Below are 13886 nucleotides of genomic sequence, written 5' to 3' on the forward strand. Positions count from 1 at the left end.
CAGCACACCATGACTAGCAAGACTTCCGTATCGGCCTTGCGCCACACGCTGCTGGCCCTGGCAATGGCAGGCGCCAGCGCCATGGCCGGCGCGGCCACCAGCTACCACGCCGTGATCGACACCACCGGCCTGGCCGGCGGCGGCTGGCTCGACATCCAGTTCAATCCCGGCAGCCTGCCCGCGGTCGGGGCCACGGCCACGTTGACGCATTTCAGCGGTGCCTTCGGCAGCGACTTCGAGCTCATCGGCGGCAGCGGCAATCTGGCCAGCGGCTTCACGCTCAACAATGCCCAGCAGTTCAACGATCTGTTCCACGCGCTGAACCTGGGCGGCAAGATCAGCTTCGACGTGAGCTTTGACGGCGCCTTCGCCGGCACGCCGGGCCCGGTGGGCACGACCTTCTCGGTCGGGCTGCTGGCGGCCGACCAGAGCAGCTATCTGGGCCGCCCCGGCTGCAATGCCGCGCTGGGCGACAACTGCAGCCTGTTCCAGATCGAGCTGACGCCGCCCGGTAGCCTGACGCTGACCCTGCCTTCCGGCAGCATCGCCAGTGTGACGGCGGCGGTGCCCGAGCCCGGCAGCTATGCGCTGCTGCTGGCCGGCCTGGGGCTGCTGGGAGTCATCGGCCGGCGTCGGAGCCAGGCCGCCTGAACAGCGCCCGCCGCCCTGGCCGGCGGCCTGGGCGGCAATGACTTCCGTGTCTGGAGCCGGGCGGGCCTATCATGCGCGCCGATTGCCACACACTGCAAGCAATAGGCCGCACCATGCGCATGAGACTGACATTCCTCGCCGGCCTGCTGCTGGCGCTGCTGGCGCCGCTCGGCGCCGCGTCCGGCCAGCCGGCCGAATCGCCCAAGAAGCCGGGCCAGGACCAGCCTCCCGCCAAGCCGGCGGGGGCGGCGTCCGCGCCGCTGGCCGCGCCGGCGGCCCCGCCCGATGCCTCCGAGCCCAAGCCCTACGAGAAGGTCATCACCGCGGAGGCCAAGACGCAGGCGGGTCTCTTCAAGCTGCACAGCCTGAAGAGCAAGCTCTATTTCGAGATTCCCAAGCAGCTGCTGGACCAGCCGCTGCTGATGGTGGCCACCGCCACCGCCGTGCCGGCCGGTGCCGACCATGTGGGCCGTGCCCTCAATGAGGACGTGGTGCGCTTCACGCTGAAGGGCAACAAGGTCCATTTCCAGACCGTCTCGCATGCCTACGTGAGCGACCCGAACCGGCCGATCGCCCCGGCGGTGCAGGGCTCGCAGCGCGACACCATCCTGGCCAGCCTGCAGGTCGAGGCCTTTGGCAAGGACGGCGCGCCGGTGGTCGAGGTGAGCCGGCTCTTCACCAGCGAGGTGGGCGACTTCACGGCGCGCCAGCTGGTGCGCGGCATGGGCCTGGACAGCGCACGCAGCTATGTGGAGCAGAGCAAGGCCTTTGCCGGCAGCCTGCGCATCGACGCCGTGCACACCTACAACCTGATGGCCGTGCCCGCGCTGCCGTTGCCGCCGATCCCGGGCCTGCCGGCGCCGTCGCCGGCCGCCGCGCGCAGTGGCAGCGTCAACGTCGCCTACAACCTGGTGAAGCTGCCCGAGCAGCCGATGATGGCGCGCCTGCTGGACGACCGCATCGGCTTCTTCAGCGTCTCGCATGTGGACTTCGGCAGCGACGAACATGAGAGCAAGCGCGAGCGCCTGATCACGCGCTGGCGGCTCGAGAAGAAGGACCCGGCGGCGGCGCTCAGTGAGCCGGTCAAGCCGGTGGTCTGGTACATCGACCGCGCCACGCCTGCCAATCTGGTGCCCTTTGTGAAGAAGGGCGTGGAGGCCTGGAATGTCGCCTTCGAGGCGGCCGGCTTCAAGAACGCGATCCAGGCGCGGCCCTATCCGAGCCAGGAAGAGGACCCCGAGTTCGACCCCGAGGACGTGCGCTACAGCATCATCCGCTGGGTGCCGTCGCCGATCGCGAACGCCTACGGGCCGCACCTCAGCGACCCGCGCAGCGGCGAGATTCTCAACGCCAACATCGTCATGTATCACAACATCATGCAGCTGCAGCGTGATTGGTACGTGACCCAGGCCGGCGCGGTGGATGCGCGGGCCCAGCGGCTGCCGCTGCCCGACGACTTGATGGGCGAGCTGGTGGCGTATGTGGTGACCCACGAGGTCGGCCATTCGCTGGGCTTTCCGCACAATATGAAGGCCAGCTCGCTCTACCCGGTGGAGAAGCTGCGCGACGCCGCCTGGCTGAAGGAGATGGGCCATGTGCCCACCCTGATGGACTACAGCCGCTTCAACTACCTGGTGCAGCCCGAGGACAAGATCGATCCCGCGCTGCTGATCCCCAAGATCGGCCCCTACGACATCTTCGCCACCCAATGGGGCTATATGCCCATCCCCTCGGCGAAGACGCCGCAGGAGGAGCGCCAGGTGCTGAACGCGCTGGTGCGCCAGCAGGATGCCAAGCCCTGGCTGCGCTTCTCCTCGCCCAAGGCCGAGGGCGGCGATTTTGGCGAGAACACCGAGGCGGTGGGCGATGCCGATGCGGTCGCGGCCACCACGCTGGGCCTGAAGAATCTCAAGCGCATCGTCAAGCAACTGCCGGCCATGAGCAAGCCGGATGGGCGCGACGACAAGACGCTGGAAGATCTCTACCGCGCCACCTGGACGCAATGGTCGCGCGAGCTCAGCCATGTGCTGGCCATCGTGGGCGGCTACAGCAGCCAGAACAAGCACAACGACCAGCCCGGTGCGATCTTTGCCCCGGCGCCGCGCGCGCAGCAGGCGCGCGCCGTCAAGTTCCTCAGCGAGCAGGCGCTGGCCACGCCGCAATGGCTGCTGGCGCCCGCGATCACCGAGCGCCTGCGCCCCTCGGAGCCGGCCCAGCTGCTGCAGAACCAGCAGCGCCAGCTCTTGCGCGGCCTGCTGGACCGCTCGCGCAGCGCGCGCCTGCAGGCGCAGGAGGCGGCCCTGGGCGAGAAGGCCTACCGGCTCGACGAGCTGCTGACGGACCTGCGCGCGGGCATCTATGGCGAGCTGAGCGCGGGCGCCAAGGTGTCGGTGCCGCGCCGCAATCTGCAGCGCGCCTATCTGGAGTTGTTGAGCGAGCGCCTCAACGCCGCCGGCCCGGCCGGCGACGACGCCAAGGCGCTGGTGCGGGCCGAGCTGAAGGATCTGAGGTCGCTGTTCGCCGCCAAGGCGGGCGCGGCCGCCGACCGGGTGCAGCGCGCCCATCTGGAAGCGCTGCTGGACTACAGCAGCAAGGCGCTGGACCCGAAGCTGGCCGAGCCGGCCATGAGCTTCCCGTTCACGCTGCCGCGGCCAGCGATCGAGGCCGAGGCCAATTGCTGGCCGACGGCCGACTGAGGGCTACTTCAGCCCGCCGCTCAGGAAGGCCTTGAGCCGCTCGCTCTGCGGCCTGGCCAGCACCTCGCGCGGGTTGCCTTCCTCCTCCACCCGGCCCTGGTGCAGGAACAGGGTGTGGTTGGAGACCTCGCGGGCGAAGCCCATCTCGTGCGTCACCACGATCATGGTGCGGCCCTCGGCGGCGAGGTCGCGCATCACCTTCAGGACCTCGCCCACCAGCTCGGGGTCGAGCGCCGAGGTCGGCTCGTCGAACAGCATCACCTCGGGCTCCACCGCCAGCGCGCGCGCAATCGCCACGCGCTGCTGCTCGCCGCCCGAGAGCTGGGCCGGGTAGACGCTCTTGCGGTGCGACACGCCCACGCGCGCCAGCAGGGCCTCGGCCTTTTCGATGGCCTCGGCCTTGGGCACGCCCAGCACATGCACCGGCGCCTCGATGACGTTCTCCAGCACGGTGCGGTGGCCCCAGAGGTTGAAGTTCTGGAACACCATGGCCAGGCGGGCACGCCAGAGCTGCAGCTGCTTGGCGTCGCCGGCCTTGAGGCTGCCGTCGCGGTCGCGCACCAGCTTGAGTTCCTCGTCGCGCAGGAAGAGCTGGCCCTCCCAGGGCTGCTCGAGCAGGTTCAGGCAGCGCAGAAAGGTGCTCTTGCCCGAGCCGCTGGAACCGATCAGGGTGACCACATCGCCCTTCTTGGTGTCGAGCGAAACGCCCTTGAGCACCTCGCGCTCGCCATAGCGTTTGTGCAGATTGATGACGCGCAGACTGCTGGTCATGTTCAGGCTCCCAACAGTTTGCCGGTGCGCAGCGCTTCGCGCCCCGCGACCTTGGCGGCGCTTGCGCCCGCCGTGATGAAGCGCAGGCATTCGCGCGCGAACATCAGGCCGTCCACCGGCGCCGTCAGCTCGGTGCAGCTGGCGCTGACGGGGTCGATCACATGGGCAATCACCTCGCCCTGTTTGACCGTGGCGCCGGGCTCGCGCAAATAGACCAGCACGCCCGCCACCGGTGACTTCACCGACATGCAGCCGGCCAGCGGGCGCGCGTCGCCCAGCGCCTCTGGCATGGGCGGCACGGCGCCGCTGATGAGGCCGCGGTAGGTCAGGAAGTCGAGGATGTTCTGCGCGTCGCGGCTGGCCAGTTCGTGCGTCACATCGGCCTGGCCGCGCAGCTCCACCGTCACCGCCAGGCAGGCCTGGGGGATCGGGAAGCGGCCGGCGAACTGCTTGTCCCATTTCCACCAGACCTGCGAGCAGGCCTCGTCGAAGGGGTTGTCGCCGGCGTCGGTGGCCAAAAGGGTCAGCGGCGAGCCCAGATAGCGCTGCAACGGCTCGCATTGCTCCCAGCAGGGCGTCTCGGTGTAGAGATGCATGACGGCCTGGGCGTCGCAGTGCAGGTCCAGCACGATGTCGGCATCGCAGGAGAGCGCCATCAGCGTGCGGCGCAGCGATTGCAGCTCGGTGGCCACCGGTGCGCCCGCCACCGCCTTCTGCAGCTCGCGGCGCAGCACGCGCACATTGTGGGCGGCGTCCTGGTTCAGCTCGGGCTCGGCAGCGGCCGCTGCCTGGGCGATCTGGTCGGGGTAATGGCGGTTGAAGTTCTCGCCCGACAGCAGCTCGAAGCGGCCCTGCGGGCCCTGCAGCAGCCATTGCGAGAGGCCGATCGGGTTGGCCATCGGCACCAGCACGATCTCGCCCTGCAGGCGGCCGGCGGCTTCCAGGGCATCGAGCTGCTGGCGCAGATGGTGGGCGGTGAGCATGCCGGGCAGTTCGTCGGCATGCAGCGAGGCCTGGATATAGGCCTTGGGTCCGCTGCCGGGCGTGCCGTAGTGCAGGGACAGGAGCTCGCGCTGGGTGCCGGGGGCGGGTGCGAGCAGCAGGTGTTTCTGGATTTGCATGGGGGATGGGTTCAGCGTGGCATCAGGGGCTTGAGCCAGCGCGCCTCGGCCTTGTGAAACAGCGCCACCAGCACCAGGGTCATCAGGAAGTAGAAGACCGCGGCGCTGATGAAGGCCTCGAAGGGCATGTAGTAGGTGGAGTTGACCTGGCGCGCCGCGCCGGTCAGGTCCAGGATGGTGACGATGCTGGCCAGCGAGGTGCCGTGCAGCATGAAGATGGCCTCGTTGCTGTAGGCCGGCAGCGAGCGGCGCAGCGCCGAGGGCAGCACGATGCGGCGGAACAGCACCCAGCGGCTCATGCCCAGCGCCTTGGCGGCCTCGATCTCGCCATGCGGCAGGGCACGGATGCTGCCGGCGATGATCTCCACCGTGTAGGCGCAGGTGTTGAGCACAAAGCTCAGGCAGGCGCAGAACCAGGCCGAGCTGAGGTAGGGCCACAGCGCGCTCTGCTGCACCCACTCGAACTGCGCCAGGCCGTAATAGATCAGGAACAGCTGCACCAGCATCGGGGTGCCGCGGAACACATAGGTGTAGAACCAGATCGGGCGCGACAGCCAGGGGTTGGGCAGGCTGCGCAGCACCGCCAGCGGTATCGCGAACAGCAGGCCCAGGCCCAGCGAGATCACGAGCAGCTCGAAGGTGGTGAGCGCGCCGCTCAGGTAGAGCGGCAGGTTTTCGAGAATGGTGTCGAGATCCATCAGAGCACACCCTTGCGCACGCCCACCGAGAAGCGCTTTTGCAGCCAGTCGAACAGCAGCTCCGAGGCGCTGGTGAAGAGCAGGTAGATCACCGCCACGGCGCTGTAGAACACAAACGGCTCCTTGGTGGTGCCGGCGGCCTGCGAGCCGCGCGTCATCAGGTCATGCAGGCCGATCACCGAGACGATGGCGGTGCTCTTGATCAGCACCAGCCAGTTGTTGGACAGGCCCGGGAGGGCATGCCGGAACATCTGCGGGAAGGTGATGCGCCAGGCGATCTGCCAGGGCGTCATGCCATAGGCCAGGCCGGCCTCGCGCTGGCCCGGCGGCACCGCCAGGAAGGCGCCGCGGAAGGCCTCGGTCAGGTAGGCACCGAAGATGAAACCGATGGTCAGCACACCCGCCAGATAGGGATCGACGTCGATGCCTTCCTGGTAGCCCATCGCCTCGGCCACATGGTTCACAGCCACCTGGCCGCCGTAGAAGATCAGCAGCATCAGCACCAGATCGGGGACGCCGCGTATGAGGGTGGTATAGGCAAAGGCCAGGGCCTTGGGCAAGCGCCATTTCGACAGCTTGGCCAAGGCACCCAGCAGCCCCAGCACCATGGCCATGCTGAGGGAACTCAAGGCCACGCCCAGCGTGACCAGGGTCCCATCCAGCAGGCTGGGCAGAAAGCCGTTCAGAAACATTTACTTGATGGACAGGTCGTACTCGAAGTACTTGTCGTTCAACTTCTTGAACGTGCCATTGGCCTGGATGGCGGCGATGGCGTCGTTGAACTTCTTGCCCAGGGCCTTCTCGTCGGCCTTGCGCATGCCCACGCCCGAGCCGGTGCCGAAGTACTTCACGTCGGTGAAGTTGGGGCCCACGAAGGCGAAGCCCTTGCCGGCCGGGGTCTTGATGAAGCCCTGGTCGATCGCGACCAGATCGGCCACGGTGGTGTCGATGCGGCCCGACTTCAGGTCCAGGAAGACCTGGTCCTGGGTCGCATAGCGCACGATCTCGCTCTGCTTGAAGGTCTCGGCGGCGAACTTCTCGTGGATGGTGGCGCGCTGCACGCCGATCTTCTTGCCCTTCAGGCCGGCGGCGCTGATGTCCAGCTTGGCGTCGGCCTTGGCGGCGAAGCGTGCCGGGGTGTTGTAGTAGGGCTTGGAGAAGGCGATCGCCTTCTTGCGCTCGTCGGTGATGGACATCGAGGCAATGATGGCGTCGATCTTCTTGGCCTGCAGGGCCGGGATCAGGCCGTCGAAGTCCTGCTGCACCAGCACGCACTCGGCCTTCATCTCGGCGCAATAGGCCATGGCCAGATCGATCTCAAAGCCCTTGAGCTTGCCGTCCGGGCCCACTTCGCTGAAGGGAGGGTAGGCGCCTTCCACACCGATGCGGATCTTCTTCCACTCGGGGGCTTGGGCCTGGGCGGTGGCGACGCTCATGGCCAGGGCGGCCAGAGCGATCAGATGACGTCGTTGCATGTAGTCGACTCCTCGATGGATGAGAAAGAGAGAAAAAATGAAGAAGGTGGATGTTGCTATGCCCACGCGCTGCCGGACATCAGGGTTTGAGCGATTGCAAAAACGCCTGCACCGGCTTCAGCGTGGCGGCCGGGTCTTCTTCCTGCGGCACGTGGCCGAGCGTATCAAAGACCACGAGTTCGCTGCCCTTGATCGCCTGTTTCATTTGTTGGCCATATTCCAGCGGGATCAGACGGTCGCGCCGGCCCCACAGTATCAGGGTCGGTTGGCGAATGTCGCCCAGCTGTGCGGCGTATGCTCCGGGCCGCATTTGCTCGAAGCGCTGGGTGAGGGCGAGGCGGTTGCCCTCGCGCAGGGTCAGCTCGAAATAACGGTCCACCAACTCGGCCGTGACCTGGCCCGGCTCGCCGTAGACATTGCGCACCGAGCTTTCGATCAGGCGGCGCGGCAGAAAGCCGCTCACCAGGCTGCGCATGCCCGGTATGCGCGCCAGCTGGAAGCCCAGCGGCACCGACTCGGGCTTGAACGCCAGCCCGCCGGCATCCACCAGCAGCAGCGCCGCCACGCGTGCCGGCTGCTGGGCCGCGAATTCCCAGGCGATCTGGCCGCCCAGCGAGTTGCCGCCCAACACCACGCGCGGCAGTTGCAGCTTGTCCAGCAGGGCCAGCAGCAGGCGCTGGTAGGCGGCGTCGCTGTAGTCGCCGCTGCCGGCCGGGCCGGTGAGGCCGAAGCCGGGCAGGTCCAGGGTGATGACGCGGCGGGTCGCACTGAGCGTCTTCACCCAGCCGGCCCAGGTATGCAGGCTGGCCGAGGTGCCGTGCAGCAGCACGATGGGCAAGGGGTCGCCGCGCGGCCCCTCGTCGCGCCAGTGCAGCAGCTGCTGGCCGCCGTCCAGCGGCAGTTCCATGAATTCGGAAGGCGGCGGCGCCCAGCGCGCCACCAGGCTTTCGAGGCTGCGCTCGGGCGCGCGGAAGGCCGCGGCACAGATCGCCAGCGCCAGTATCAGCAGGCCCAGCAGGCGCAGCAGGCCGTGGCGCAGACGCTCGCTCAGACGCTTGCTCACGGGGTTCAGGCGCATTCAGCCACGATGGGCCTCGCTGGCCGGGCGCATGATTTCGGTAGCGGGCTCCAGGCCGGCGCCGAGCGCCTCGCGCTGGTCGAACACGAAGCAGCTGCCGTGGTAATGCGGGCCGCCGGTCTCCTCGAAGTACTTGAGGATGCCGCCCTCGAGCTGGTAGACGGGGCCGTCCAGGCCCTGCTGCTGCAGCACGATGGCGGCCTTTTCGCAGCGTATGCCGCCGGTGCAGAAGCTCACCACGGTCTTGCCCATCAGCTCCTCGCGGTGCGCGGCCAGGGCGGCGGGAAACTCGGTGAACTTGCTGATGCGCCAGTCGATCGCGCCGTCAAACGTGCCGTAGTCCACCTCGAAGGCATTGCGCGTGTCCAGCGTCACCACCGGATGGCCCTCGTCGTCGTGACCCTGGTCCAGCCAGCGCGCCAGCGTCTTGGCGGGCAGGGCGGGGGCACGCGGCAGCTGGTCGGGGCGGATCGCCGGCATATTCATGCGGATGATCTCGGGCTTGACCTTGACCAGCAGCTTCTTGAAGGGCACGGCCTCGCTCCAGCTTTCCTTGGGCGCGAGGTCGGCAAAGCGGGCGTCCTGCTGCAGCGCCGCGACCCAGCCGCGCACCGCTTCGGCGCTGCCGGCCAGGAACAGGTTGATGCCTTCCTCGGCAATCAGCACCGTGCCCTTCAGGCCCAGCTCCAGGGCGCGCTGATAAAGCGTCTCGCGCAGGGTGGGCGCATCGGCGATCAGGACGAACTTGTAGGACGAGATATTGAGGATGGGGCCGGACTGCATGGGGCGGGATTGTAAGGACTGCGCCATACCGCCCCGCCGGGCCGCAGCTCAGCTTAGGGCGCAGGTCGCGGACGGGTCGGCACGCTGGCGCTGCAGATCTCCACATGCTTGGGGCTGTGCACGAACCAGCCGCCGCGGTGGCGGCGCGCCTCCAGCAGGGCGTCCCAGGTCTTGCTTTCGGTCCTCAGCACCTGCAGGGCAGGGCGCTCGGCCTCGGGCAGCTCGCTGGCCAGGCGCACGCGCGTGATGCCGGTGCGCTGCTCGGGCTTGTCATAGAAGCCCATATTGGGGCCGCCGCGCTGCAGCGCGGACAAATACTCCATGCCCTTGAGCACGCGGCCCACCACGGTGATGTTGAGGTCCAGGCCGCGCGGCGCATGGCCGATCACCGCATAGAGCTCGGCGCCGGTGCTGGAGTCCACCGCATCGCTGCGGCCCGCGCCCACCATGCCGTAGCAATGCGCCAGCCAAGCCTTGCCGGCCTTGGGGTCGGCGGCCACCGGGAAACCGTCCACAAAGCCGCTCACCGGGGCCCAGCCGTCCAGATCGGGAATCTTGTTGAACAGGGCGGGGGGCAGACTCTTGTAGTCCACCGAGAACTCGGCCGGGATCTTGGCCTCGGCCTTGCCCAGGGGCTTGGCGGTCTTGGCATCGTCGCCGTTCGGGTCGCCCCATTGGGTGACGAAGTTGTCCTGCACGCGCACGATCGCCAGGCCGTCGTAGAAACCGGCGCGCGCCAGGGCGCGGATATTCGCGGCATGGCGCGGCGCAAAGCGCGGTGCCAGTTCGATCAGTACTTGCTGAGTGGCCTGACCCTGCGCCAGCTCCATCACCAGCAGGTCCTCGGGCTTGATCTCGCGCCAGTCGCCGGCGGGGGACTGGGCCAGGATCTCGGCGCTGCTCTTGGGTGGGGTGGCCGGCTTGGCGGCGGCCGGCTGCTTGGCTGCGCTTGCGGAGCCGGCGGCCAGCGCGATGGCCAGGGCCAGGATGTGCTTGCGGTGCATGAGGTTCCCTCCGTCGATGGACTGTGATGGCGCCGCAGCATACCCGCGGCCGGGCCTGCCGCCCCTCTCTACAATCCCGCAATGCCTTTTGTCCATCTGCGCACCCATACCGAGTTCTCCGTCGTCGACGGCACCCTGCGAATCGACGACGCCGCGGATGCCGCGTCCCAGGACAAGCAGGTGGCCCTGGCCATCACCGACCTGGCCAATCTGTTCGGGGGGGTGAAGTTCTACAACGCCTGCCGCAAGGCGGGCGTGAAGCCCATCCTGGGCGCGGATTGCTGGATCGAGTCGGACGCCAGCGACAAGCCGCCCACCCGCGTGCTGCTGCTGGTGCAGAGCTACCAGGGTTATCTGAACCTCTGCGAGTTGCTGTCGCGCGCCTGGATACAGAACGTGCAGCGCAACCAGGCCTGCCTCAAGCTGGTGTGGATGGAGGAGCTGAACGAGGGCCTGATCTGCCTGTCCGGCGCCCAGTTCGGCGCCATCGGCCAGGCCCTGATGCAGGGCGACCTGCCGCGCGCCCGCGAATGGGCCGAGCGCCTGGCCGCCCTCTATCCGCAGCGCTTCTACATCGAACTGCAGCGCGCCGGCCTGCCCGGCCAGGAGGCGCTGGTGCGCAGCTCGGTGCCGCTGGCGGCCGAGCTGGGCCTGCCGGTGGTGGCCACGCACCCGGTCCAGTTCCTCGGTGAGGAAGATTTCGACGCCCATGAGGCGCGCACCTGCATCGCCGAGGGCGAGACCCTGGCCAACCCCAAGCGCATCAAGCGCTTTCTGCCGGGCCAGTACTTCAAGCCCCAGGCCGAGATGGAGGCACTGTTTGCCGACATTCCCTCGGCGATCGCCAACACGGTGGAAATCGCGCGCCGTTGCAGCCTCAAGCTCACGCTGGGCAAGCCGCAGCTGCCCAACTTCCCCACGCCCATCCTGGACGATGGCTCGACCATGCCCATGGAAGCCTATTTCCGTGAGCTGAGCTACGAGGGCCTGGAGCAGCGCCTCGTGCAGCTGTTCCCCGACGCGGGCAAGCGCGATGCCGAGCGCCCGCGCTATGTGGAGCGGCTGGAGTTCGAGCTGGGCACCATCATCAAGATGGGCTTCCCGGGCTACTTCCTGATCGTGTCGGACTTCATCCGCTGGGCCAAGGCCAACGGCTGCCCGGTGGGGCCGGGCCGGGGTTCGGGCGCGGGCTCGCTGGTGGCCTATGTGCTCTCGATCACCGACCTGGACCCGCTGCAGTACAACCTGCTGTTCGAGCGCTTCCTGAACCCCGAGCGGGTCTCGATGCCCGACTTCGACATCGACTTCTGCCAGGGCAATCGCGACCGCGTCATCGACTATGTGAAGGACAAGTACGGCCGCCCCGCGGTGAGCCAGATTGCCACCTTCGGCACCATGGCGGCCAAGGCCGCGCTGCGCGATATCGGCCGCGTGCTGGGCATGGGCTTCGGCCATGTGGACTCGATCGCCAAGCTGATCCCGGCGCCGCCGGGCAAGACCGTGACCCTGGCCAGGCTGCCGCCCGACTTCGACCCCGACAAGGCCAAGGTGATCTACGCCCGCCACGAGGCGCCGGAGATCGAGGAGCGCGAGCAGCAGGAAGAGGAGGTGGCCGAGCTGCTCAAGCTGGCCGCGCGCGTCGAGGGCATGGTGCGCAATATCGGCATGCATGCCGGCGGCGTGCTGATCGCGCCGGGCAAGATCACCGACTTCTGCCCCATGTACCAGCAGCCGGGCTCGACCAGCGCGGTGAGCATGTACGACAAGGACGACGTCGAGGCCATCGGCCTGGTGAAGTTCGACTTCCTGGGCCTGGCCACGCTGACCATCCTGGAGCTGGCCAAGAACTTCATCATCGCGCGCTACCCGGACCGCCAGGACTTCGACTGGGCCAAGGTGCCGCTGGACGACCGCAAGGTGTTCAAGCTCTTCGGCGACGGCTTCTCGGAAAGCGTGTTCCAGTTTGAATCGCCCGGCATGCAGCGCCTGCTCAAGGACGCCAAGCCCTCGCGCTTCGAGGACCTGATCGCGCTGGTGTCGCTGTACCGCCCGGGCCCGATGGACCTGATCCCCTCCTTCGTGGCGCGCAAGCATGGCCGCGAGACCATCGAGTACCCGCATCCGCTGCTGGGCCAGGTGCTGGAGGAGACCTATGGCGTGATGGTCTACCAGGAGCAGGTGATGCAGGCGGCCCAGGTGCTGGGCGGCTACAGCCTCGGCGGCGCTGACATGCTGCGCCGCGCGATGGGCAAGAAGAAGGCCGAGGAAATGGCCATGCACCGCGAGATCTTCCGCAAGGGGGCCGCGGCCAAGGACATTTCGCAGGACAAGGCCGACGAGGTCTTCGACCTGATGGAGAAGTTCGCGGGCTACGGCTTCAACAAGTCGCACGCCGCCGCCTATGCCTTGCTGAGCTACCACACGGCCTGGCTGAAGACGCATTTCACGGCCGAGTTCTACGCCGCGAACATGACGATCGAAATGGACGACACCGACAAGCTCAAGGTGTTGCTCAACGACGCGCAGATCTTCGGCATCGAGTTCCAGCCGCCCTGCGTGAACCGCGGCGTCTACCGTTTCGAGCCCATCAACAACAAGCTCGTCAACTACGGCCTGGGTGCCATCAAGGGCACGGGCCAGGGCGCTATCGAGGCGATCGTGGCGGCGCGCCAGTCGGGCGGCCCCTTCAAGAGCTTCTTCGATTTCTGCGCCCGCGTGGACCGCAAGGCCGTCAACAAGCGCGTGGTGGAGGCCCTCATCAAGGCCGGCGCCTTCGACACCCTGGAGGCCGAGCGCGCGCGCCTGCTGGCCAGCGTGGCGCTGGGCTACACCTATGCCGACAAGCTGGCGCAGGACGCCGACCAGGGCGGGCTGTTCGACTTCGACGAGGGCGCCCATGGCTCCTCCTCGGCCGAGCCCGCGCTGGTGGACGCCGCGCCCTGGAGCATCAAGGAGCGCCTGAGTCTGGAGAAGACGGCGATCGGCTTCTACCTCTCCGGCCATCTGTTCGACCAGAGCGGCGAGGAGGTGCGCCGCATGGTGAAGCGCCGCATCGCCGATCTGCAGGACAGCCGCGATCCCATCATGGTGGCGGGCATCGTCTCGGACATGCGCATCATCAACGGCCACCGCGGCAAGGTGGCGATCTTCAAGCTCGACGACAAGAGCGATGCGATCGAGGCGGTGGCCAACGAGGAGCTCATCAACGCCCACAAGGAGACGCTGGCCGAGGACGAGCTCATCATCGTCTCGGGCAAGGTGCAGAACGACCGCTTCTCGGGTGGCCTGCGGCTGAACATCCAGCAGCTGTGGAGCCTCACCGCGGCGCGCGCGCGCTTCGGCAAGTTCCTGCGCCTGCAGGCAAATGGCGTGACGCCGCCGGTGGCCGAGGTGGTGGCAGCCTGGCCGGCGCGCCGCGTCGAGGCCGAGCAGGGCACGCTGGTGCAGGGCCTGTCGCTGCGCCTGGCCGTCAAGCGCGAGGGCGCCAGCGCCGAGCTGGACCTGGGCGAGGCGGCCAAGTTCTGGCCCTGCGACGAGGCCCTGGCGAAGCTCGGCAACGCGCAGATCGTGTACGACTGAGGCGCCGCGGCGGCGCTGTTGCGCGGCGGC

Annotated in this window: 11 protein-coding genes; 3 read left to right on the forward strand and 8 right to left on the reverse strand. The window is 67.9% G+C overall.

Going from position 1 to position 13886, the window contains the following annotated elements; genetic code table 11:
* Nucleotides 1-9 precede the first annotated feature (9 nt).
* Together AC3WQY_RS16670 and AC3WQY_RS16675 are read left to right on the forward strand one after the other, a co-directional pair.
* Nucleotides 10-651: an NF038129 family PEP-CTERM protein gene (locus AC3WQY_RS16670; RefSeq protein ID WP_492709695.1), complete on the forward strand. Its 642-nt coding sequence runs from the start codon at nt 10-12 to the stop codon at nt 649-651.
* 119 nt (nt 652-770) lie between these two features.
* Nucleotides 771-3347, forward strand: a complete 2577-nt coding sequence (locus AC3WQY_RS16675; RefSeq protein WP_492709696.1) for a zinc-dependent metalloprotease — start codon at nt 771-773, stop codon at nt 3345-3347.
* Between the two features lie 3 nt (nt 3348-3350).
* Here the strand turns inward: AC3WQY_RS16675 and AC3WQY_RS16680 are convergent, their stop codons facing one another.
* The 8 genes from AC3WQY_RS16680 to AC3WQY_RS16715 form a co-directional block, all read right to left on the reverse strand.
* The gene (locus tag AC3WQY_RS16680) at nt 3351-4118 is read right to left on the reverse strand and encodes an ABC transporter ATP-binding protein (RefSeq protein ID WP_285231799.1); all 768 of its coding nucleotides are present in this window, start codon (nt 4116-4118) and stop codon (nt 3351-3353) included.
* 2 nt (nt 4119-4120) lie between these two features.
* Nucleotides 4121-5239: a succinylglutamate desuccinylase gene (locus AC3WQY_RS16685; RefSeq protein WP_492709697.1), complete on the reverse strand. Its 1119-nt coding sequence runs from the start codon at nt 5237-5239 to the stop codon at nt 4121-4123.
* An 11-nt stretch (nt 5240-5250) separates the two neighbouring features.
* Nucleotides 5251-5937 (reverse strand): ABC transporter permease, encoded by a 687-nt coding sequence (locus tag AC3WQY_RS16690; RefSeq protein WP_285231801.1) that lies wholly within the window; start codon nt 5935-5937, stop codon nt 5251-5253.
* On the reverse strand, nt 5937-6629 hold the full coding sequence (locus AC3WQY_RS16695; RefSeq protein ID WP_285231802.1) for an ABC transporter permease: 693 nt from the start codon (nt 6627-6629) through the stop codon (nt 5937-5939). Before AC3WQY_RS16695 ends, AC3WQY_RS16690 begins: the two co-directional genes overlap by 1 nt.
* Nucleotides 6630-7412, reverse strand: coding sequence for an ABC transporter substrate-binding protein (locus tag AC3WQY_RS16700; protein ID WP_285231803.1), 783 nt, complete (start codon nt 7410-7412; stop codon nt 6630-6632). It abuts the gene before it with no gap.
* Nucleotides 7413-7491: 79 nt separating this feature from the next.
* Nucleotides 7492-8475, reverse strand: coding sequence for an alpha/beta fold hydrolase (locus tag AC3WQY_RS16705; protein WP_492709698.1), 984 nt, complete (start codon nt 8473-8475; stop codon nt 7492-7494).
* Nucleotides 8476-8490: 15 nt separating this feature from the next.
* Nucleotides 8491-9273 carry a sulfurtransferase gene (locus tag AC3WQY_RS16710; RefSeq protein ID WP_492709699.1) on the reverse strand — a complete coding sequence of 261 codons (783 nt, stop codon included), beginning with the start codon at nt 9271-9273 and terminating at the stop codon, nt 8491-8493.
* Nucleotides 9274-9326: 53 nt separating this feature from the next.
* On the reverse strand, nt 9327-10277 hold the full coding sequence (locus AC3WQY_RS16715; RefSeq protein ID WP_492709700.1) for a peptidylprolyl isomerase: 951 nt from the start codon (nt 10275-10277) through the stop codon (nt 9327-9329).
* 81 nt (nt 10278-10358) lie between these two features.
* Between AC3WQY_RS16715 and dnaE the strand changes: the two genes are divergently transcribed.
* A complete protein-coding gene (dnaE, locus tag AC3WQY_RS16720) occupies nt 10359-13856 on the forward strand; it encodes a DNA polymerase III subunit alpha (RefSeq protein ID WP_492709701.1) in 3498 nt (1165 codons plus the stop codon).
* Nucleotides 13857-13886: the final 30 nt, after the last annotated feature.

The sequence above is a fragment of the Roseateles sp. FW301-B2 genome, from assembly GCF_058788955.1.